The 20194-nt window shown below is 70.3% G+C and carries 16 protein-coding genes; 8 read left to right on the top strand and 8 right to left on the bottom strand.

The features are described 5' to 3' along the window. Nucleotides 1-105: 105 nt before the first annotated feature. From F6W97_RS12705 to F6W97_RS12715, 3 genes are all read right to left on the bottom strand, one after another. Nucleotides 106-1185 carry an ABC transporter ATP-binding protein gene (locus F6W97_RS12705; RefSeq protein WP_155370595.1) on the bottom strand — a complete coding sequence of 360 codons (1080 nt, stop codon included), beginning with the start codon at nt 1183-1185 and terminating at the stop codon, nt 106-108. 67 nt (nt 1186-1252) lie between these two features. Then, the gene (locus tag F6W97_RS12710; protein WP_155370472.1) at nt 1253-1642 is read right to left on the bottom strand and encodes a TOBE domain-containing protein; all 390 of its coding nucleotides are present in this window, start codon (nt 1640-1642) and stop codon (nt 1253-1255) included. A 458-nt stretch (nt 1643-2100) separates the two neighbouring features. After that, complete coding sequence (locus F6W97_RS12715; protein WP_155370473.1) at nt 2101-2673, bottom strand: YceI family protein; 573 nt, start codon at nt 2671-2673, stop codon at nt 2101-2103. 244 nt (nt 2674-2917) lie between these two features. Between F6W97_RS12715 and F6W97_RS12720 the strand changes: the two genes are divergently transcribed. After that, nucleotides 2918-5239 (top strand): transglycosylase domain-containing protein, encoded by a 2322-nt coding sequence (locus tag F6W97_RS12720; protein ID WP_196279107.1) that lies wholly within the window; start codon nt 2918-2920, stop codon nt 5237-5239. Between the two features lie 117 nt (nt 5240-5356). Here F6W97_RS12720 and F6W97_RS12725 read toward each other — a convergent pair whose 3' ends face one another. Both F6W97_RS12725 and F6W97_RS12730 read right to left on the bottom strand, forming a co-directional pair. After that, nucleotides 5357-7447, bottom strand: a complete 2091-nt coding sequence (locus F6W97_RS12725; protein WP_155370474.1) for a glycoside hydrolase family 6 protein — start codon at nt 7445-7447, stop codon at nt 5357-5359. 305 nt (nt 7448-7752) lie between these two features. Continuing rightward, nucleotides 7753-8370 (bottom strand): TetR/AcrR family transcriptional regulator, encoded by a 618-nt coding sequence (locus F6W97_RS12730; RefSeq protein ID WP_196279108.1) that lies wholly within the window; start codon nt 8368-8370, stop codon nt 7753-7755. Nucleotides 8371-8521: 151 nt separating this feature from the next. Here F6W97_RS12730 and F6W97_RS12735 point away from each other — a divergent pair, with 151 nt between their 5' ends. Genes F6W97_RS12735 through F6W97_RS12745 form a run of 3 tightly spaced genes read left to right on the top strand, consistent with a single transcriptional unit; the run spans nt 8522 to nt 11758 of the window. Continuing rightward, on the top strand, nt 8522-10021 hold the full coding sequence (locus F6W97_RS12735; protein WP_155370476.1) for a flavin-containing monooxygenase: 1500 nt from the start codon (nt 8522-8524) through the stop codon (nt 10019-10021). Continuing rightward, nucleotides 10018-10911 (top strand): SDR family oxidoreductase, encoded by an 894-nt coding sequence (locus tag F6W97_RS12740; RefSeq protein WP_155370477.1) that lies wholly within the window; start codon nt 10018-10020, stop codon nt 10909-10911. Before F6W97_RS12735 ends, F6W97_RS12740 begins: the two co-directional genes overlap by 4 nt. A 55-nt stretch (nt 10912-10966) precedes the next feature. Then, nucleotides 10967-11758 carry an alpha/beta fold hydrolase gene (locus F6W97_RS12745; protein WP_230686623.1) on the top strand — a complete coding sequence of 264 codons (792 nt, stop codon included), beginning with the start codon at nt 10967-10969 and terminating at the stop codon, nt 11756-11758. A gap of 114 nt (nt 11759-11872) precedes the next feature. Here the strand turns inward: F6W97_RS12745 and F6W97_RS12750 are convergent, their stop codons facing one another. Continuing rightward, a complete protein-coding gene (locus F6W97_RS12750; RefSeq protein WP_155370478.1) occupies nt 11873-12913 on the bottom strand; it encodes a glucose 1-dehydrogenase in 1041 nt (346 codons plus the stop codon). Nucleotides 12914-13069: 156 nt separating this feature from the next. On the opposite strand from F6W97_RS12750, the gene F6W97_RS12755 reads away from it, so the two are divergent. The 4 genes from F6W97_RS12755 (at nt 13070) to F6W97_RS12770 (ending at nt 17251) form a co-directional block, all read left to right on the top strand. Next, a complete protein-coding gene (locus F6W97_RS12755) occupies nt 13070-15154 on the top strand; it encodes a prolyl oligopeptidase family serine peptidase (protein ID WP_155370479.1) in 2085 nt (694 codons plus the stop codon). Nucleotides 15155-15291: 137 nt separating this feature from the next. Next, nucleotides 15292-15714 carry a hypothetical protein gene (locus F6W97_RS12760; RefSeq protein WP_155370480.1) on the top strand — a complete coding sequence of 141 codons (423 nt, stop codon included), beginning with the start codon at nt 15292-15294 and terminating at the stop codon, nt 15712-15714. 14 nt (nt 15715-15728) lie between these two features. Next, the gene (locus F6W97_RS12765; RefSeq protein ID WP_269059688.1) at nt 15729-16172 is read left to right on the top strand and encodes a GNAT family N-acetyltransferase; all 444 of its coding nucleotides are present in this window, start codon (nt 15729-15731) and stop codon (nt 16170-16172) included. Nucleotides 16173-16234: 62 nt separating this feature from the next. After that, the gene (locus tag F6W97_RS12770; protein ID WP_230686624.1) at nt 16235-17251 is read left to right on the top strand and encodes a metallophosphoesterase family protein; all 1017 of its coding nucleotides are present in this window, start codon (nt 16235-16237) and stop codon (nt 17249-17251) included. A gap of 326 nt (nt 17252-17577) precedes the next feature. Here the strand turns inward: F6W97_RS12770 and F6W97_RS12775 are convergent, their stop codons facing one another. Both F6W97_RS12775 and F6W97_RS12780 read right to left on the bottom strand, forming a co-directional pair. After that, the gene (locus tag F6W97_RS12775; protein WP_196279109.1) at nt 17578-19299 is read right to left on the bottom strand and encodes an AIPR family protein; all 1722 of its coding nucleotides are present in this window, start codon (nt 19297-19299) and stop codon (nt 17578-17580) included. A 335-nt stretch (nt 19300-19634) separates the two neighbouring features. Continuing rightward, on the bottom strand, nt 19635-20132 hold the full coding sequence (locus tag F6W97_RS12780) for a hypothetical protein (protein WP_155370483.1): 498 nt from the start codon (nt 20130-20132) through the stop codon (nt 19635-19637). Between the last annotated feature and the right edge of the window lie 62 nt (nt 20133-20194).

A 20194-nucleotide genomic window follows, 5' to 3' on the forward strand; every position in this document is an offset into this window, starting at 1 on the left:
CGGCCGGACCCGGCCGAGAGCCGCGGGGCCCGCGCGGGTCGGCGGTCGGCGGTCAGCGGGTCGGCGGTCAGCGGGTCGGCGGTCAGCGGGTCGGCGGTCGGCGGGTCAGTACGGGTAGGCGCGGGTTTCGGTGGCCTTCACGGCGGCCCATACCTCGCTGCCGGGGAGCAGGCCGAGGTGGGCGGCGGAGGCCGGGGTGATCTCGGCGGCGGCGCGGATCGGGCCGCCCAGCTCCACCCGCAGGTGGTCGCCGTGCGGCAGCACACCGACGACGGTGGCCGCCCAGGTGTTACGGGGGCTGCCCGCGGGCTGCCGCGGGTGCAGCGCGACCGCGGACGGCGGGAAGGCCAGGAACGCGTCGCCGTGCACCTCGTCGTCGGCGACCATGGTGAACCCGCCGGCCAGGGTGACCGCGTGGCCGTCGGCCCGGCCGCGGTACAGGTTGAGCCCGACCAGCCGGGCGACGTACTCGGTACGCGGCCGGGCGGTGACCTCGGCGGCGTCGCCCTCCTGCACGATGCGGCCGTCCTCGACGATGACGAGCCGGTCGGCGAGCACCAGTGCGTCCAGCGGATCGTGGGTGACCAGCAGCGTCGCGCCTTCGTGCGCGCGCAGGTCGTGGTGCAGCCGAGCCCGGGTCTCCATCCGGGTCCGCGCGTCCAGCGCGGCCAGCGGTTCGTCGAGCAGCAGCAGGTCGGGGCCGACCGCCATGGCGCGGGCCAGTGCCACCCGCTGGGCCTGCCCGCCCGACAGCTGCCGGGGCCGCTGCCGGGCCAGCGCGCTCAGCTCGACGCGCTCCAGCCAGCGGGCCGCCGTCTCGCGGGCGACCCGGCGCGACGCCCCCCGCGCCTGCGGGCCGAACGCGACGTTGTCGAGCGCGGACAGGTGCGGAAAGAGCAGGTAGTCCTGGAACACCACGCCGACCCGGCGGTGCTCGGGCGGGATGAAGATCCCGGCGGCGGGGTCGTCGAGGACCACCTCGCCCAGCCGCAGCCGCCCGGCGTGCAGCGGCAGCAGCCCGGCCAGCGCGCGCAGCGCCGTGGTCTTGCCCGCGCCGTTGGGGCCGAGCAGCGCCACGACCTCACCGGCGGCCACGGACAGCGCCACGTCGAGTTGGAACCCAGGCCGCACCACGACCAGGTGCGCGGCCAGCAGCGCCCGCCCCGCGGGCCATCCGCCGACCATCGAGCTCGGGCCTGCCGTCGAGGCCGGACCGCCGGCCGCGGTCCGGGGGTCGGTCACGTTGGACCACTCAGTCACGTTCGACCACGACGTTGGTGGACTTGATCACGGCTACGGCGACGCTGCCCACGTCGAGGCCGAGTTCCTCGACGGCCTCCCGGCTCATCAGCGACACCACCCGGTAGGGGCCGGCCTGGATGTCGACCTGAGCCATCACGGTGTCCTTGACGATGGCGGTGACGATGCCGCGCATCCGGTTGCGGGCCGAGGACCGGTCGGCGCGGCCGTCGGGGTCGTCGGCCTGGGTGCGGGCGTACGCCGCCAGGTCCGCCCCGGCCACCATCCGGTGGTCGTGCTCGTCGCGGTGCGCCCGCAGCCGGCCCGAGTCGACCAGCCGCCGTACCGTGTCCGCGCTGACGCCGAGCAGCTCCGCCGCTTCACCGATCCGAAATGCGGTCATGCCGCGAATCTACGCCTGGCATCTGCGATGGCGGCGCGGTCGGGCCACCCCGACGCGACGATCGGCCCGCGTCCAGCCGTCCAGCCGTCCAGCCGTCCAGCCGTCCAGGGCCGGCGGGCCGGCGGGCCGGCGGGCCGGCGGGCCGGCGGGCCGAGAACGTGCCGCGCGCGATCGGAGACCGTGTCGCGCCGTCCGCGAAGCGGCAGCGCGTGGTTCGAGGACCCGCCACGCGTGGTTCGAGGACCCGCCACGCGTAGTCGGGGGACCCAGCCGCCTTGAGGAGAGAAAGGCGGCGGGTCCCCCGATCGGCCGGGCGCGACGCGGCCACGCGCACGCCCGGCACGCCGCGGCCGCGACCGGCCCGGACGTCTCCCACGTGTCCCGGGGCGCTCCCCCAAGCACCACCGGGGCGGGACGTCGACGGGCCGTCGGTCGCGGCCGCGCGGAGCCCGTCAGGCTCAGGCCTGGCGGGTGGCCTCGCCCTCAATCTCGATCTTGAGGGTCTTGCCGAGCAGGACGCCGCCGGTCTCCAGCTGCTGGTTCCAGGTCACGTTGAAGTCCTCGCGGTCGATCTCGGTGGTGGCGGTGAAGCCGATGATCTCCTGGCCCCACGGGTTCTTGTTCACGCCGCCGAACTCGAGCGCGAGCTCGACCGTCTTGGTGACGTCCTTGATGGTCAGCTCGCCGACGAGGGTGAAGTCCTCGCCCGAGACGGCCTTCAGGCTGGTGCTGCGGAAGCTCAGCTCCGGGTACTTCTCGGCCTCGAGGAAGTCGCCGGTGCGCAGGTGGGTGTCGCGGTCGGCGACGCCGGTGTCGATGCTGGCGGCCTGGATGACGGCGTTGACCGACGAGGCCAGCGGGTCCTCGGCCACGACGATCTCACCGGCGACGTCCTTGAACGAACCGCGGACCTTGCTCACCACCATGTGCCTGATGACGAAGCCGACGCGCGTGTGTGCGGCGTCGATGGCGTAGGTGCCGGCTGCGGGGATGGTCAGGCCGTTCCAGGTGCGGGTGTTCAGCGTGGTCATGTCAGTGCCTTCCGAGAGAAGAAGCGTGGAGCTGTTTACGTGACGGTTCAACTATACGCATCGCAACGATATTTCCGGCAACGACGCGCTGTTTTCCGGGTCACCCGAGCCTCATGAACTGGATGACTGCTTATCCGGTCGACATATGCCCATTTCAGATGAGATGCACGCCACAAATCCTGGCACATCGGAGATCTGCGGGCAGTCTTGAGCATCCCCCGCCCTCTCCCCCGAAGGTGCTGCGATGCCGCCGCTCAACCGGAAGACCCGACTCACGCTGCTCGCCGTGGTCGCGGGAGCCGTGGTCGCCGCCGGTGCGATGCCCGCCGCCGCGCTGGCCAACTGGGCGGTGGAGAAGTCCGCACCCGCCTACGAGACGCTGCCCGAGGTGCTCAAGCACCCCACCACAGCCCAGGCCAGCTACCTGTACGCCAACGACGGCACCACGGTCGTCACCACCTTCTACGACGAGAACCGCCGGGACGTGACACTCGCCGAGGTGGCCCCGGTCGTCCCGCAGGCCGTGGTCGCCGCCGAGGACGCCCGCTTCTACACCCACCACGGGGTGGACCTCAAGGGCGTGCTGCGCGCCGTGGTGGCCAACGGGACCAGCGGCGGCGTTTCCCAGGGCGCGTCGACGCTGACCATGCAGTACGTGCGCAACGTGCTCAAGAGCGACCCGTCGCTGTCGACCGAGGAACGCGCCTCGGCCACCGAGCAGACCCCGACCCGCAAGATCCGCGAGGCCCGGTACGCCCTGGCGGTGGAGAAGGAGCTCAGCAAGGCGCAGATCCTGGAGCGCTACCTGAACATCGCCTACTTCGGCTCCGGCGCGTACGGCATCTTCGCCGCCTCGCACACGTACTTCTCCAAGGACCCGGCCCAGCTGACCCTCAGCGAGGCGTCGCTGCTGGCCGGGCTGCTCCAGTCCCCCGAGGCCGACAGCCCGCTCAACGGCGGCATCGAGCGCGCCCTGGCCCGCCGCGACTACGTGCTCACCGCGATGACCGGCACCGGCGCGATCACCGCCGCGCAGGCCGCGGCCGCCAAGGCGAGCACGCCGGTGGTCAAGCGCGGCGCGAACCCCAACGACTGCACCGCCTCGCGGCAGGGCTGGGGCTTCTTCTGCGACTACTTCCGCAGCTGGTGGCGCGACCAGGACACGTTCGGCGACACCGCGGAGGACCGCGAGCAGGCGCTGCGCCAGGGCGGCTACCGCATCGTCACCACGCTCGACCCGAAGATCCAGAACGCGGCGCAGGCCCAGGTGACCAAGGTCTACGGGTACGCGAACAAGCGCGCCCTGCCGATGGCCGTCGTCGAGCCCGGCACCGGCAAGGTGCTGGCGCTCGCGGTGAACCGGCGCTACAGCGCCGCGACCGGCGCGGGCAACACCATGAACCAGCTCGTCGCGGGCGGCAACGGCATCCACGGCTACCAGGCCGGTTCGACGTTCAAGATGTTCACCATGCTGGCCGCCCTGGAGGCCGGTAAGACGCTGGACACCCGGTTCGACGCGCCGACCAAGCTCACCACCACCTGGCGCGAGGCGGCCGGCCCAGCCAGCTGCGACGGATACTGGTGCCCGCGCAACGCCACCCCCGCGTGGATGGACGGCGAGCGCGACATGTGGACCGGCTTCGGCCGGTCGGTGAACACCTACTTCGTCTGGCTGGAGCAGCAGGTCGGCGCGGACAAGACGATCGAGATGGCGCAGCGGCTCGGCGTGAGGTTCCGGCACCCGGACAACGCCTCGCACGCGGCCTCCGACGCGGCCGGCTGGGGCTCGTTCGTGCTGGGCGTCTCGCTGACCACACCGCTGGACCTCGCGAACGCGTACGCGACATTGGCCGCCGACGGCGTCTACTGCTCGCCGCTGCCCGTCACCGCGGTCACCGACGGCACCGGCAAGCAGCTGGCCGTGGCCGACACCTCGTGCGCGCCGGCGATCAGCCCGGAGATCGCACGAGCGGCCACCGACGCGGCCCGCTGCCCGGTCGGGCAGGAAGGCGCGTTCGGCCGGTGTGACGGCGGCACCGCCACAGCGGTGTCGGGCCTGCTCGGCAGGCGTGCGGTGGCCGGCAAGACGGGCAGCTCGACCGGCAACATGACCGAGTCGTTCGTGGCGTACACCCCGCAGCTGGCCGCGGCCGCCATCGCGGCCAACCCCGACACCCCCACCGACGCGGTCGGCGCGGCGGTGCTGTCGAAGGTGTACCGGGCCGTCGCCTCGACCCTGGCGACCGGGTCGGAGGGGCTGGAGGTCAAGGACTTCCCCGCCCCGCAGCGCGAGTCGGCGTTCTCGCCCCAGCCCGAGCCCACCGAGCAGGCCAGGCCTGACGAGCAGTCCCACGACGGCGACAACTCCCACGACGGCGGCGACGACCACGGCGACGGCGGTGGCGGCCGCGGCGACGACAACGGGAGCGACAACGGCAACGGTGACGGTGACAACGGGAGCGACAACGGCTCCGGTGGTGACAACGGCACCGGCGACAGCGAATCAGGTGACAACGGGTCCAGCGGCAACGGCGATGGGCGGCCGGGCCGCGGCGATCACCGGTAAGCGGTTCACTGACCGGACAGGGCGGCTGACCGGCAGCACCCTGCGCACAGAGTTAAGAAGGGCACCTTCTTTAACGCTCCGCGTTAAAGAAGGTGCCCTTCCTTTGGGCTCAGCCGGTTAGGAGAGCGGCGGGTAGGCGTTGGCCATCAGCTCGGCGAACTGGGCCGGGAACCACGCACCGGAGATCGGGGCGTTGGGCAGGGCGCCGGTCAGGTTGTTGCCGTTGAGCTGGTTACCGGTGTAGGTCGGGTCGCACATGCGGTCGAAGCCCTTGCCCTCGTTGTTCGGGATGAGGGAGGAGGAGCCGTCGGACTCGCCCGGGGGCTTCACCCACACGTACGCGTCGATGCCGGTCGCCGGAGCCGAGCGCGGACGCTCGCCCAGGCCCGCGCCGGACTGGTTGCACCAGTTGCCGGCGTGGATACGGCGGTCGATACGCGACTGGTTGACGAACGTGTCCACGCTGGTCGAGGTGCTCGCCGCGGTCGGCCGCGCCGAACCGCCCCAGCCGTTGCGGGACGTGTCGATCAGCATGCCGATGTTGGAGTTGAAGCCCTCCGACACCAGCCGCGTGCGGAACGCCTGCGCGAACGACTGCTCGTCGACGTAGTAGTTCCAGTCCACCCACTTCGACTGGCGCACCGTGGTGCCCCCGACCGAGGTGTTGATGGTGAAGAACGGCTCGACCAGCGCCGAGTAGTTGGCGGTGTTGGTGATGAAGCCGTGCACGTTGTTGACGGTGCTGCCCTCGGCGACGGCCGCTTCCTTGAGCTTGAGCGCGGTCGGGCCGAAGTTGGTGTCCCAGCCGATCCAGCCGTGGTGGGCCGAGTCGATGTAGTTGTACACGTTCGGGATCGCGCCCAGCTTGTTCAGCGCGTACCCGACACCCTTGACGTAGCCGCCGTTGGAGTTCATCGTCGCGCACTTGGCGATGTTCGTGTTCGTCACCAGGTTCGGCAGCGAGTCGATCTCGATGATCGCCACGATGCGCAGCGCCGCGTACTTGCTCTGGCCCATGATCGCCGCGATCGGGTCGATGTACTCCGACTTGTAGCGGGGCAGCTCGTCCACGCCCAGCTCGCCGTTGGAGGCCAGCGCCGAGCAGTCACGACCCGGCAGGTTGTAGATCACGAACTGCACGGTCAGCGGGCCGCTGCCCGCGTTGTACTGCCGCAGCGCCTCGTCGAGGTGGGCGGCCAGGCCCATCGAGCCGTTCGAGCTGCTGCCCGACGTGCCCGCGATGGCCGCGATGCGGTCCAGCCAGACGGCGGTGGACAGGTTGGAGACCCGGTTGCCACCGGACACGGAGGCCGCCTTCGCGGACCACTCCGGGTTGACGTAGCCGCGTGCGCCCGCGTACGGGTTGTCGGCCTTGCCGCTCTGCGTGACGTCGTTGTCGATCTCGGTCACGGCCAGCGACGCGCCGGTGTAGCCCGAGGCGGACGCCGCCACGGTCGCGGTGCCGTGGGTCTGGTCGCTGTCCTCGGCGGCGGCGATGGCGACGCTCACGCCGGCGACCGCGTTCGACGGGGTCAGCGTGACCGACGCCGGGGCGGTGATGCTGGTGTCGCCGCTGCGGGCCAGGGCGACCGTCACGTTGGCGGTCGGCGCGGCGCTGAGCTTCACGGTGACCGACGAGCTGCCACCCTCGGCGACGCTCACCGACGACGGGGTGATGATGATCGACTTGGGCTGCGGGCTCGCGCTGGTGCTCGGGCTCGGGCTCGGGCTGGCGCTCGCGCTGGTGCTCGGCGACGGGGTCACCCCACCCGTGGTGCAGGTGGTGTTGTTCAGCGTGAACGAGGTCGGCTTCGGGTTGCTGCCGCTCCAGCGGCCGTTGAAGCCGATGTTGGTCGACGCGCCGGTGCCGAGGCTGCCGTTGTGGGACAGGCTGGTGCCGGTCACGTTGGCGCCGGACGCGGTCCAGTTCGCCGACCAGCCCTGGGTGTACGTCTGCCCGGACGGGAACGCGAACTTCAGCGACCAGCTGGTGATCGGGTCGCCGGTGTTCTTGACGATGATGGACGCGGTGAAGCCGCCGCTGCCGGGGGCCTCGGTCCAGTCGTTGGTGGTGTACGTGATGTCACAACCGGGCGCGGCGTGCGCGATCGCCGCGGGGAGCGTGACAAGGCCGGCGACCACGAGGGCGCTCGCACCGGTCAGCGCGACGATCTTGCGCCTTCCGGACAGCCTGATCGGGAATCTCATTGCCTTCTCCTTGGGCCGTGTCCGGATCCCCGGGCAGGGGTCCGGTGTGGACGCCCAAACACGGCCGACAGGAGGGCCGCGCGCAGGCGCCACGGAGGTGGTGCGGGTTGCCCGGCCCGGCGGGCGGAACTGAGGTGAACGCAGACGACCGGAACGCGGTCCGTGACAACGCCGTCCCGGTGTGACACCGGGTGCCCTCGGCGATGAAATCGCGTGTGCTCCCAACGCGAATGCGGTCATCGTCGCACACGAAACAAGCCCGACACAACACCGGACATCTATGCGTTGACCAGCGGATGAAAGTTTCAGGCGCGGTGGTTGAGCACCGCCGAGATCAACCGGACCACGTCGCCGTGCAGCGCCGCGAACCGGCCCTCGACGTCCTCGCCGGCCGACCCGGTGTACGGGTCGATGGCGTGCAGCAGCAGCTCGTTGATGCCCCCGACGATGGCCAGCGCCTGCGCCTGCGACAGCGGCCGCAGGTCCGGATCGCTGAGCCGGCCCACCTCGACGAGGTCCACCAGCGTGCCCGCGAATCGCTGCAGGGTCAGCTGGCGCAGCATGAACGCCCGGTGCCCGGCCGCCTGCACCTCGATCAGCATGGTCCGGGTGAACGCGGGCATCGTCTCCAGCGCGCCGAGATAGGCCGCCGCCCCGTCGCTGATGCGCTGCGGCCAGGGCTGGTCGCCGGAGGCCGCCGCGCGGATCATCAGCATGAGCCGGTCGCAGACGTGCTCGTAGAGCGCCATCAGGCACTCTTCCTTCGCGGCGAAGTGCTCGTAGAAGGTGCGCTTGGACACCCTGGCCAGCGCCACGATGTCGGCGATGGTGGTCGATGCGTAGCCCTTCTCGGCCACGCAGGCGGCGAGCGCCGTGGTCAGGTCACGGCGGACCGACTCGGGCGTCCGGTTGGGGGCGGCCAAGGCTCCTCCGCTGGTCGGGCGCATCAGGGGTCGATTGGGTGCAGACTGTACCGGTGGCTCGTGACGGTTTCGGGCCTTCCCCGCCCGGTTACCCGATGGTAATTTCTCGGGGACGGGCTGGTACCGCCTGGTACCACATAGGAGGTCGCCGGTGAGCAGCAGCGACACGAATCGCCACACCCGCATCGCGGTCATCGGCGCCGGGTTCGGCGGCATCGGCACCGCGATCCGGCTGCGCGGCGCGGGCCACCGGGACTTCCTGGTCTTCGACCGCGGCGACGAGGTCGGCGGGACCTGGCGGGACAACTCCTATCCCGGCTGCGCCTGCGACGTGCCCTCGCACATGTACTCCTTCTCCTTCGCCCGCAACCCCGGCTGGAGCCGCAGCTTCTCGCCGCAGCCCGAGATCTGGGCCTACCTGCGCCGCTGCGCCGACGAGCACGGCGTACGCCCGCACCTGCGGCTCGGGCACGAGGTGCATGCCGCCGCCTGGGACGCCGATGCCCAGTTGTGGCGGCTTGACACCTCGCAGGGGGCGTACACCGCACAGATCCTGGTCGCGGCGGGCGGGCCGCTGACCGAGCCGTCCATCCCGGACCTGCCCGGCCTCGCGGAGTTCCGCGGCGACACGTTCCACTCCGCGCGCTGGCGGCATGACCTCGACCTCACCGGGCGGCGGGTCGCCGTGATCGGCACCGGGGCGTCGGCGATCCAGTTCGTGCCGCAGATCGCGCCGCAGGTCGGCGCGCTGACCCTGTTCCAGCGCACCCCGGCGTGGGTGCTGCCGCGCCGCGACCGGAACATCGGCGCACTGGAGCGGCGGCTGTTCCGCTCCGCGCCGTTCACCCACTGGCTGGTGCGGGCGGGGGTCTACTGGGGCCGGGAGTTCCAGGCCACCGCGTTCCTGCGCCCTGCGCTGATGCGGCTGGGGCAGCGGATGGCCCGCCGCCACCTGCACCGGTCGGTCGCCGACCCGGCGCTGCGCGAGCGGCTCACGCCCTCGTACACGATGGGTTGCAAGCGGGTGCTGCTGTCGAACGACTTCTATCCGGCGCTCGACCGCGCCAATGTGGACGTGGTCACCGAGCCGATCACCCGGGTCACCGCCGACGGCGTGGTCACCGCCGACGGGCGCGAGCATCCGGCCGACACGCTCGTGTTCGGCACCGGGTTCCACGTCACCGACCTGCCGATGGCGCAGGCGATCCGGGGCGCGGACGGGCGCACCCTGGCCGAGCACTGGGCGGGCAGCATGTACGCCTTCCGCGGCACCTCGGTCACCGGTTTCCCGAACCTGTTCCTGCTGCTCGGCCCGAACACCGGGCTGGGTCACAACTCCGTCGTCTTCATGATCGAGTGTCAGATCAGGTACCTGCTGGGCGCACTGCGCCACCTCGACACCGCGGGTGTCGCCGCCATCGAGCCCCGGCCGGACGCGCAGCGCGCCTACAACGCCGAGCTGGACCGCGCCATGGACGGCACGGTCTGGACCAGCGGCGGCTGCCGCAGCTGGTATCTCGACGCCAACGGCCGCAACTCCACCCTGTGGCCTGGCTACACCTGGTCGTACTGGCTGCGTACGCGCCGCTTCGACGCCGCCGCCTACCGGCCCGTGCCGGCCCGCTCCCCCGCCGCCCAGGAGGCACGATGAAGCATCCGCTGCGCGACCAGGTCGTGCTGATCACCGGGGCGGCCCGGGGCATCGGCGAGCACACCGCCCGCCTGGCCGTGGCCCGCGGGGCCCGGCTGTCGCTGGTCGGCCTGGAGCCGGACCGGCTGCGCGCGCTGGCGCAGGAGCTGAGCACCGTCGGCGAGGTGGCCTGGTTCGAGGCCGACGTCACCGACTCGGCCGCGCTGGAGCAGGCCGTCGCCGGGACGCTGCAGGCGTTCGGGCGCATCGACTGCGTGATCGCCAACGCCGGCGTCGCCGGCCTCGGCACCGTCGCGACCGGCGACATCGAGGCGCTGGCCCGCACCGTCGAGGTGAACCTGATCGGCGTGATGCGCACGGCCGCCGCCACGGCCGCGCCGGTCATCGCCGCCCGCGGCTACTACCTGCTGGTGTCGTCGACCGCGGCGTTCACCGCGCTGCCGGGCATGTCGGCGTACTGCGCGGCCAAGGCCGGGGTCGAGCACTTCGGCAACGCGCTGCGGCTGGAGCTGGCCCACCACGGCGTCGCCGTCGGCACCGCCCATCCGGGCTGGATCGACACCGACCTGGTCCGCGACGCCAAGGACGACCTGCCGTCGTTCCGGGCCGCGTTCGGCAGCCTGCCCTGGCCGGTCGGCTCGACCAGCTCCGTCGGGCAGTGCGCGAGCGCGTTCGTGCGCGGCGTCGAGCAGCGGCGCAGGCGGGTCTACGTGCCGCGCGCCATCGGTGGCGTACAGCTGCTGCGCACCGTGGTGAACAGCGCGTTCAGCGACCGGCTGGTGCGGCGGAGCTCGCGGTCGCTGGTGCCGCAGCTGGAGCGGGAGGTGGCCGCGCTGGGCCGGTCGTTCGGCGCGCACAGCGCCGAGTCCGTCCGCGGGGAGATCCGATGAGCGGGCACGCCGCGTCGCGAGCTCAGCACGCCGGCCGCGGCAGGCGGGGGTCGGCGTGACGATCGAGGTGGCGTACGAGCGGCGCGGCTCGGGCGAGCCGCTGGTGCTGATCCACGGCATCGGCCATCACTGGCGGGCCTGGGAGCCGGTGCTGGACCGGCTGGCCGAGTGCCACGACGTGATCGCGATCGACCTGCCCGGGTTCGGGCGTTCGCCGGTGCCGCCCGATGGCATGCCCGGCGACATGGCGCAGACCGTCGCCGCGGTCGCGTCGTGGTTCGACGAGCAGGGCCTGCACCGGCCGCACGTGGCGGGCAACAGCCTCGGCGGCGCGATCGCGCTGGAACTGGCGGCGGCCGGGCTGGTCGCCTCCGCGACCGCGATCGCCCCGGCCGGCTTCTGGAAGCGCTGGCAGATGCGCTACGCGCTGACCGTGCTGACCGCGCTGCGCTGGGGCACGCTGCTGCCGCAGCCGATGGTGCGCGCCAACATGCGGCCCTCCCGCACCCGGGCCCTGGCGTTCGCGATGCTGATGCGCCATCCGGGCCGCCTCGACGCCGAGCGTGCGGTCGCCGACGCCCTCGCGCTGCGGACCGGCCCCGGATTCGGGCCGGTGGCCCGGATCGCCGCGCGCGGGTACGAGTTCCGGGGCGAGCCGTCCGTGCCGGTGACCGTGGCCTGGGGCGACCGCGACCGCATCCTGCTGCCGCGCCAGGCCGGCATCGCCCGGCAGCGGCTGCCACAGGCCCGCCACGTGACCCTGCCCGGCTGCGGCCACGTCCCGATGAGCGACGACCCGGCCCTGCTCGCCGAGGTCATCCTCACCACGACCGCCCGAACCGCCTGACCGGCAACAGCAAGGAGCAAGGAAGGGCGCCTTCTACATCGCCTAGCGATGTGAAGGCGCCCTTCCTCCGCTTCGGGGCGCGGGCGGGGCTGGTCAGGGCGCTGCGGCGGGCCGTCAGAAGTCGAGGACGACTTTGATGTCGTCGGGTTGGTTCTCCAGCGCCACCGCGTAGTCGGCGGCGGGGACGCGGCGGGTGATGAGGGCGGCCAGCCAGGCCTGATCGGCGGACTGGAGGGCGTGGGCGGCCTCCTGCCAGTGGCGCAGATTGGCGTTGACCGAGCCGAAGACGACGTTGTTCTCCAGGACCATGTCGCGGTTGAGGCCGCCGAGGTCCAGGGCGAGCTTGCGGCCGCCGCTGGAGACGCCGGTCAGGCAGACCGTGCCGTTCGGGCCGACCTGGTCGATGACCTGGGCGATGACCGGCGGCGCGCCGGTGCACTCCAGGACCAGGTCGGGTTCGAAGCCGAGGTCGCAGACCTGGCCGGAGTGGTAGGTCGCGCCGAGCCCGGCGACGAGGTCGAGCTTGGGGCCTTCGGTGGCCCGGTCGAGCACGTGCACGTCGAGGTCGCGCTGTCGGCCCAGCAGGGCGGCCAGAAGGCCGATCGGGCCGGCACCGGTGACCAGTACGGTCTGCGGATCGTAGCGGGCGCGCAGACCGATGCGTTCGATGTGCTCCCAGGCCTTGGCCACGACGCTGGTCGGTTCGAGCAGCATGCCCACTTCCAGCAGCGAGGCGTCCAGGCCGACCGCGAAGTCGGGCTCCACGCGCCAGCGCTCCCGGGCGAAGCCGTGCCGCTCCTTGATGCCGCACTCGACGTACTGGCCGTTGCGGCACATGTCCCACTCGCCGACCAGGCAGTTGACGCAGGGCACCGGGTCGGGCCGGCGCACGATGCCCGCCACCAGATCACCGGGCTGCCAGCGGCCGGAGTCGTCGGAGATGACCCGGCCCAGCGACTCGTGCCCGATGACCAGCCGGTCGCCGGGGCCGGGGGCGGTGCCGTATTCCCCCGCGACGATCTCGCGGTCGGTGCCGCACACGCCCACCGCGAGCGCGGCCACCAGCACCTGCCCCTCGGACTCGTCCGGTTCGGGCAGGTCGTCGACGTACTGGGCCGAGTTCGGGCGTCCCGCCTCGACGATCAAACCACGCATAGCCGTCACCCTAAGCTCGTTGCTGTCGCTGCGGCGGACATTCGCCCGCCGACCCGGCCGGTGTCCCCGATGCCCGACTTGTCCGGTCTATCGGCCAGCGGCAGATGCCGCTGCTCGCACGTGCGGCAACACCCCGTGTAGTGCATCCTTTACGGCATGTCCACGGACCGCGCCCCCTTCGCCTACCCGCCCGCCGACCGGCTGAACCTCGTGGAGCAGATCCACGGGCGCCGGATCGCCGACCCGTACCGCTGGCTGGAGGACCCCGCCGACCTCGACACCGTGGCCTGGTCGCAGGCGCAGGACGAGCTGCTGGCCGAGCACCGGGCAGGCTGGTCCGAGCGCCAGGCGCTGCGAGACCGGCTGGCCCAGCTGCTCGCCGTCGGCGCGGTGACCGCCCCCGTCTGGTACGGCGAGCACGGCTTCTTCCAGCGGCGCGCCGCCGCGCAGGACCACGCGGTGCTGCTGGTGATCGAACCGGACGGGAGCGAGCGGGTGCTGCTCGACCCGAACGCCGTCGACCCGACCGGCGCGACGACGCTGGACTGGTACTACCCGTCGCCGGAGGGCACGCTGCTGGCGTACGCGATGTCGGTGGGCGGCACCGAGGAGCCGCTGCTGCGGGTCATGGAGGTGGCCACCGGCGCGGTCGTGGACGGGCCGATCGACCGGATGCGGCACACCGCGATCGCGTGGCTGCCCGGCGGCGAGGCGTTCTACTACTCGCGCTTCCTGCCGCCCGGCGCGGTCGAAGGCGACGACCCGAAACTGCACCGCCGGGTGTACCTGCACCGGCTCGGCACCGACCCGGACACCGACCCGCTGATCCTCGGCGACGGCTCGCCCCGCGGCCGCTACTTCATGCCGCGGGTGTCTCGGGACGGGCGCTGGCTGACCATCAGCGAGACCCAGGGCACCGACCCGCGCAACGACCTGTGGCTGGCCGACCTGTCGGCGAGCCCGCCGGACGCGCCCGCGCTGCGGGCCGTGCAGCAGGGCATCGACGCGATGACCTACCCGCACTTCCACGGCGGGCTGGTCTACCTGCAGACCAACCGCGACGCGCCCCGGTGGCGGCTGTGCGTGGCCGACCCCGCCGATCCGGCGTACCCGAACTGGCGCGAGCTGATCGCCGAGGACGCCGGGGCGGTGCTCGACGACTACGCCATCCTCGACGGCCCCGAGCTGGACACACCCGTGCTGCTGGTCGCCACCACCCGGCACGCGCTGAGCGAGCTGACCGTGCACGGCCTGGCCACCGGCGAGGAGATCGCCAAGGTGGCGCTGCCCGGCGTGGGCAGCCTCGGCCCGCTGACCTCGCGCCGCGACGGCGGCCACGAGGCCTGGTTCAGCTACGGCGACCACACCACGCCCGGCACCGTGCACCGCTTCGACGCCCGGGACAACACGGTCGGCCTGTGGGCCCGGCCGCCCGGCGCGGTCGTGGTCGGCGACGTGGTGACCGAGCAGGTCACCTACACCTCGGCCGACGGCACCGACGTGCGCATGTTCGTGGTCGCGCCCGCCGGTCCCGCCGCCGGTCCGCGGCCCACGCTGCTGTACGGGTACGGCGGCTTCAACATCTCGCTGACCCCCTGGTACTCGCCGATGGCCATCGCCTGGGCGGAGGCCGGCGGGGTGTGGGCGGTGGCCAACCTGCGCGGCGGCGGCGAGGAGGGCGAGCAGTGGCACCGCGACGGCATGCTCGCCCGCAAACAGAACGTCTTCGACGACTTCCACGCCGCCGCCGACTGGCTGGTCGCGTCCGGCACGACCACCCCGGAGCAGCTCGCGGTCATGGGCGGCTCCAACGGCGGCCTGCTGGTCGGCGCGGCGCTGACCCAGCGGCCGCAGGCTTACGCCGCCGTGGTCTGCTCAGCCCCGCTGCTGGACATGGTCCGCTACGAGCTGTTCGGCCTCGGCTCGACCTGGGCCGGGGAGTACGGCACCGCCGCCGACCCGGAGCAGCTCGGCTGGCTGCTGTCCTACTCGCCGTACCACCACGTGCACGAGGGCGTCGAGTATCCGGCGGTGCTGTTCACCGTGTTCGACGGCGACAGCCGGGTGGACCCGCTGCACGCTCGCAAGCTCGCCGCCGCGCTGCAGCACGCCACCACGGGCGCCCGCCCGGTGCTGCTGCGCCGCGAGGGCGACGTCGGGCACGGCAACCGCTCCGTGTCGCGGACCCTGGACCTGTGCGCGGACGAGCTGGCGTTCCTGACGGCGTACACCCGGCGCTGAACCCGACCGCCCGGTCACCGCGTGCACGCGTACCCGCAACGCGGTCCGCCTCCGCTCCATCCCGTCCCCCGTCTTCGCACCACACACCGGTCGCCGCAGGGACCACCTGGTATTGCCGGCCCGTGCTAGAAAGTGCCGTGATCTCGACCCCTGACACCCACCTGCGCCTGGCGCACGTCGCCGTCGGCCGGGTGCAGCAGTACCAGCGCACCGCCAACGGCATCGCCGCGTTCGCCCTCGGGAGCGTCCTGCTGCTCTGGTTCTCCACGTTCGCCCTGGCCGCCAGTCCGGCGTTCCTGTCGCTGCTGGCGGCGCTGGTGAGTTCGCTGGGTGCGGCGGGAGTCAACCTCGCGCGGCAGTGGGCGCGGTACTACCACGCCGAATCCGAAGGCTGGCTCGACCACGTCCTGCCGGCCGAGGAGCGTACCGCGGTCCACCAGCCGTTCCTGGCCAGGCACCCGGCGCCGACGGCGCTGAGCAGCATCTGGTCCGCGATGCTCGTCGTGGCGGCGCTGCTGTCCGCGTTCGCGGCGGTGCTGTTCGCGGTGGCGACCGCCTGACCCGGCTGCACCGGCTGAGAGAATCCGGAGCCATGGCCCTCCTCCTGCGCACCGCCGACACCGCCGACATCGAGCCGCTGCTCGCCTTCTGGAAGACCGCCGCCGAGAACACCGACCGCGACGACGCCGCCGCGGCGGTGGCCGCGCTGCTGGCCCGCGACCCAGCAGCGCTGCTGCTGGCCGTGGACGGCGACGAGATCGTCGGCTCGCTGATCGCCGGCTGGGACGGATGGCGCTGCCACCTCTACCGGTACGCCGTGCACCCGGACCGCCGCCGTCAGGGCATCGGGCGCGCCCTGCTGGACGCCGCCGAACAGCGCTTCACGGCGCTGGGCGGGCGCCGGGCCGACGCGATGGTGCTCGACGACAACGACCTCGCCGCCGACGCGTGGACCGCCGCCGGATACCGGCCGCAGCCGCAGTGGTCCCGCTGGGTCAAGCCGCTGACCGCCCGCTGAGCGGTGGCCGAGCTGCCCCGCGCGGGACAGCGTTCTGCCCGGGCCCGAAATAGGATCATGCGATGCGCCCGCCTCTCGACCGCATCGCCCTGATCTCCGACGTGCACGGCAACCTGACCGCGCTGGAAGCGGTGCTCGACGACATCGAAGCCCGCGGCATCACGCGCATATTCAACCTCGGCGACTACGTCGGCAAGGGACCGCGCGGACGCGAGGTCATCGAGGTTTGCCGGGAACGGTGCGAGGTCAACATCCTCGGCAACTGGGACGACTTCCTGCCCGACCCCGACCGGACCTTCGACACCCCCACGAAGGCATTCGCGTGGTGGCTGGAGCAGCTGTCACCGGGGCAGGGCGCATGGCTGCGGGCGCTGCCGTTCAGCCACGATTTCCTGCTGAGCGGGCGGCGGGTGCGGCTGTACCACGCCTCGTCGGGCACGGTGCACCACCGCGTGCGGTTCGACCACGACGAGGCGGAGTTCCTGTCGATGTTCGCCAACACCCCGGCGACCGGCGACGGGCCCGAACCCACCGTCGTCGGGTACGGCGACACCCACGACGCGTACTACGAGGTGGATCGCGACCGGCGCACCCTGTTCAACACCGGCAGCGTCGGCAACTCCATGGACGACCCCACCCCCGTGTACGTGATCCTGGAGGGGGTGTACGGCTCCGAGGCCGAGGCGCCGTTCTCGATCCAGTTCGTCCGGGTGCCGTACGACGTGCAGGCCGAGCTGGCCGTGGCCCGGGAGATGGGCATGCCCGAGTACGCGGGATACGAGTCGGAGATCCTGCACGGCGTCTACCGCGGCGAGATGAACGAGCCGGGCGGCCCCGGCTACCACCGCCGCCCGCGGGAGACGGCCCCGGCTGAAGCACCGACTGACCCGCACTCTGGCAAACGCCGCCGGAGCACGGTCCACCGGCCGGCGAAAAGTCCGCGGCACGCGGGCTGCCCGATCGCTACTGTCGTGGCCGTGACCAGCTTCCCTGCCGCAGCACGCAGGGTGCGAGATACGGACCTTGACCTGCTGCGGCGGATGCACATGCTTCGTGGCGTGGCCAGATTCCTGGTCTGAGGCTTCCGCGCGACGTGGTACCACCTCCTGCTCAGCGCGGACATGCCGCGACAGCTCGGGGACGGCCCCGACGCACTGGTCCGGGCGGTGGACCAGTTGTTCGAGGCGCGTAGGCCGTGGACGGCCGAGCAGTCGGCGTACTCCGCCCGGCGTCTCGCGGAGAAGGCGGACGGTCGGCGCGCGGTGTGCAGGGCCGACGCCTGGCGCACCTGGGGCAGGTAACGGCTCGCCCACTGCGCCGACCCGGAACGGCATCCGGCCGACAGTCTGCCCGCGGTCGTCACACCCCTCGTCACCACCTCCACCAGGCGAAAACCGGGCCTCACTCAGGTCAGGTTGTGGTCCGCGATCGCCGCAAAGTACTTCGATCGAAAGTCGGAACTCTTAAACATGCCGTCCACGGCAACTTTGGGGTTTGATTTTTGATAACTTGCTGCTGTATCTGCCAAGATTTGAATAGCGTTGATCAATCCGACTTGCGATAGAGGGTACTTTAGGCGTCGGAAATTGAGCCCGAACCGAAGATCCTCGATCTTCTTAAGTTTGAGCGATATCATCGAATATCCAGCGGCCACATAGAAGCGCGCATTCGTATAGCCATCGAAGATGTTCTTAGCCTCCTCCGAGGCCAAGAATTCATCTACTCCCTTGACGACATGAACAGCCACGAGATATGCAGAAATATCAAGATCATCCGGGAACACCTTGCTATACCCTTGCTCATCAGCCAGCAAGGTAAATGGACGAGCGCGAGCTACGTCCGGCTGTCCGAGATTGAGCGTAATCAGAGCTTGCGCGAGTAGCCGCATACTGATTCGGCGCTTGGCAGGCATTCTCTGGTTCTTATATCTATTCTTTCGGCGCTCGTAATACCATTCATGCACTGCGAGAAATCGTTCGATCTCGCTCTGAAGTGGCTGCGTTGCGAACAAGGCGGGGCCAGGCACTTGTGTCTGCCGATTTGTGCCAGCGATTATTCGATCCCTGATGTCTTCGTCGGTCGACACCACAACCCGTACGACTATTCCATTGTCGAGGCGCGGGGACGCCAGCTTGCCTTCCTTCTCCGCTCGGTCTAGTACATGCGAAGTTTGCAACCCGTTTACAATGAGTGGCCCCGAAACCGTAACTGTGTTCTGGGGGCTGTCGGCTCGATCGCAAATGACCGTAACGCCGTTGTTGAGCCACCAGAACTCGATGTCGTCCGCGCCGGCCAGCGTCTTTAATATGGCATCGTTCACGGAGTTGTCGCCTTCGAAGTCGCGGACATTGGCTTCGAAAAGTTCCTCCCGCAAATTTCCGTCATCACTGCGAATGAACGTTAGATAATCCTTGATCGCGACTACCCCGAGATAGGAGTCGTTCTCGCGGACTAGTGATCGAAACTTAAGTACGCCGGGTTTGCTCGGGTCAATTGCGGCAAGTCGATAGAGCTCGCGAGCGCCAACGTGTAGAGCATTAACTTTTGCCCCGAAGGTCAACCTGGATTCGACGGCCTTCACAACCTGGTCGCCGCGTGCAACTATCGTCGGGGTTATGTTCGATTCGAGTGCGCGAGTTACGTAGGCGACATTAAAGGTCACCTGCGGAAATTTGGGCCCCAGCGACTTGATCGCTTTTCGCACTATTCCGGTTCTTTCGATTACCGACGGCCTGTATAGCGTTTGCAAGAACAAATCATCGATGGTCACATCGAGTAGGTTGGGCAAAGACGACAATAGATGCTCCCACGCTGCCTCCTCCCAGCTTTCCGTATTTTTTGACTGAACGAGGAAGATTTCGAGATGGGGATTCTGGCGAATTGCCGTCAGGGACGGATCGCCTGGATTAAGGCGCGGGTCGTCAGGGCTTATCAAAGTCCCGTCAAGGAACACGAAGAAGCTGTCGACGCCGCCATCCTTATCGCCATCGACAATGCCTTCATTCAACTCGTCGGCCGACACTTCGTTGGGCTTCAGTACCTGCGTCACCGCATATCGCTCGAAAACTTCGTCGACGTTTTCTCCAGGATACTCGGAGTCGTGAAACTGCTTGAACAACGAGTTCACGACGATCTGATCTGCGCTAGTTGGCATTTCGCTCTCCAGAGATACCCACCATTACCAACGCACCCACCTAAGTACATTGCGACATAAAAAGCAATGGCCCTCGTGGTTGCAACAGGCTCGCACCACTGATGCAGTCCATACGATTCCCGGTCAGGTTCTCGACAGCCGGGTGGCCAACTACAGAACCTCGTCAACACATCGACGACGTGATTGGCTACAGCTCCAGCCACCGGCATTCATGGGTGCGTCCTCCGCCGAACAAGCAGCGGTCTCTGTTCTCCGGTCCGGTCACGATACCCGGCCTCGGCCTTCCTGAGTCTCATCCGGTATGCGGACTAGCCGCCTTCGCCGGAACCAGGTCTGCCGAGCAGGCTCCCTGTCACCTCGTGCTGGTCCTTGGTGAGCGTGATGCGGTGGAACGCCCATCTGTCGAGGCAGGAGCCGACATACTCCGGTTTCTGGACGGCTTGCGGAATCCCGCGCACCGGCCTGTCCGCCGCGCTGCGCTCCAGCACGTCCTCCCACTCGGCCAGGACCGGAACGAACCGGTGCTCCGCCTCATCGGCCGTGGTCCCGAGGTAGTGGGCGAGGTCTTCCCAGCAACCGCGTTCACGTTCGAACACCACCGCCGCAGCGAGCGCCCGCTGCGCGCACTCCCAGAGGGCGTTCGCCTCGCTGGCGCGCCCGCCGTTCGCGCAATCCGGGTCGTTGCGGGTGCTGACCAGCGCGGCGACGTTGCCGGCCAGGCTCGCCGCGAGATCGGACAGGACGAGGCGGGCCAGCCCGTCGCGGCTGAACCCGGAGTGTGACGCTGCGGTCCACGCCGCGAGCATCGCACCGGCTGCAAGTTGATAACCGGCTGGCGAGCACTGCGACGATGGAACGACGACCGACC

Source organism: Catellatospora vulcania (assembly GCF_009720385.1).
GTDB classification, from domain to species: Bacteria; Actinomycetota; Actinomycetes; order Mycobacteriales; family Micromonosporaceae; genus Catellatospora; species Catellatospora vulcania.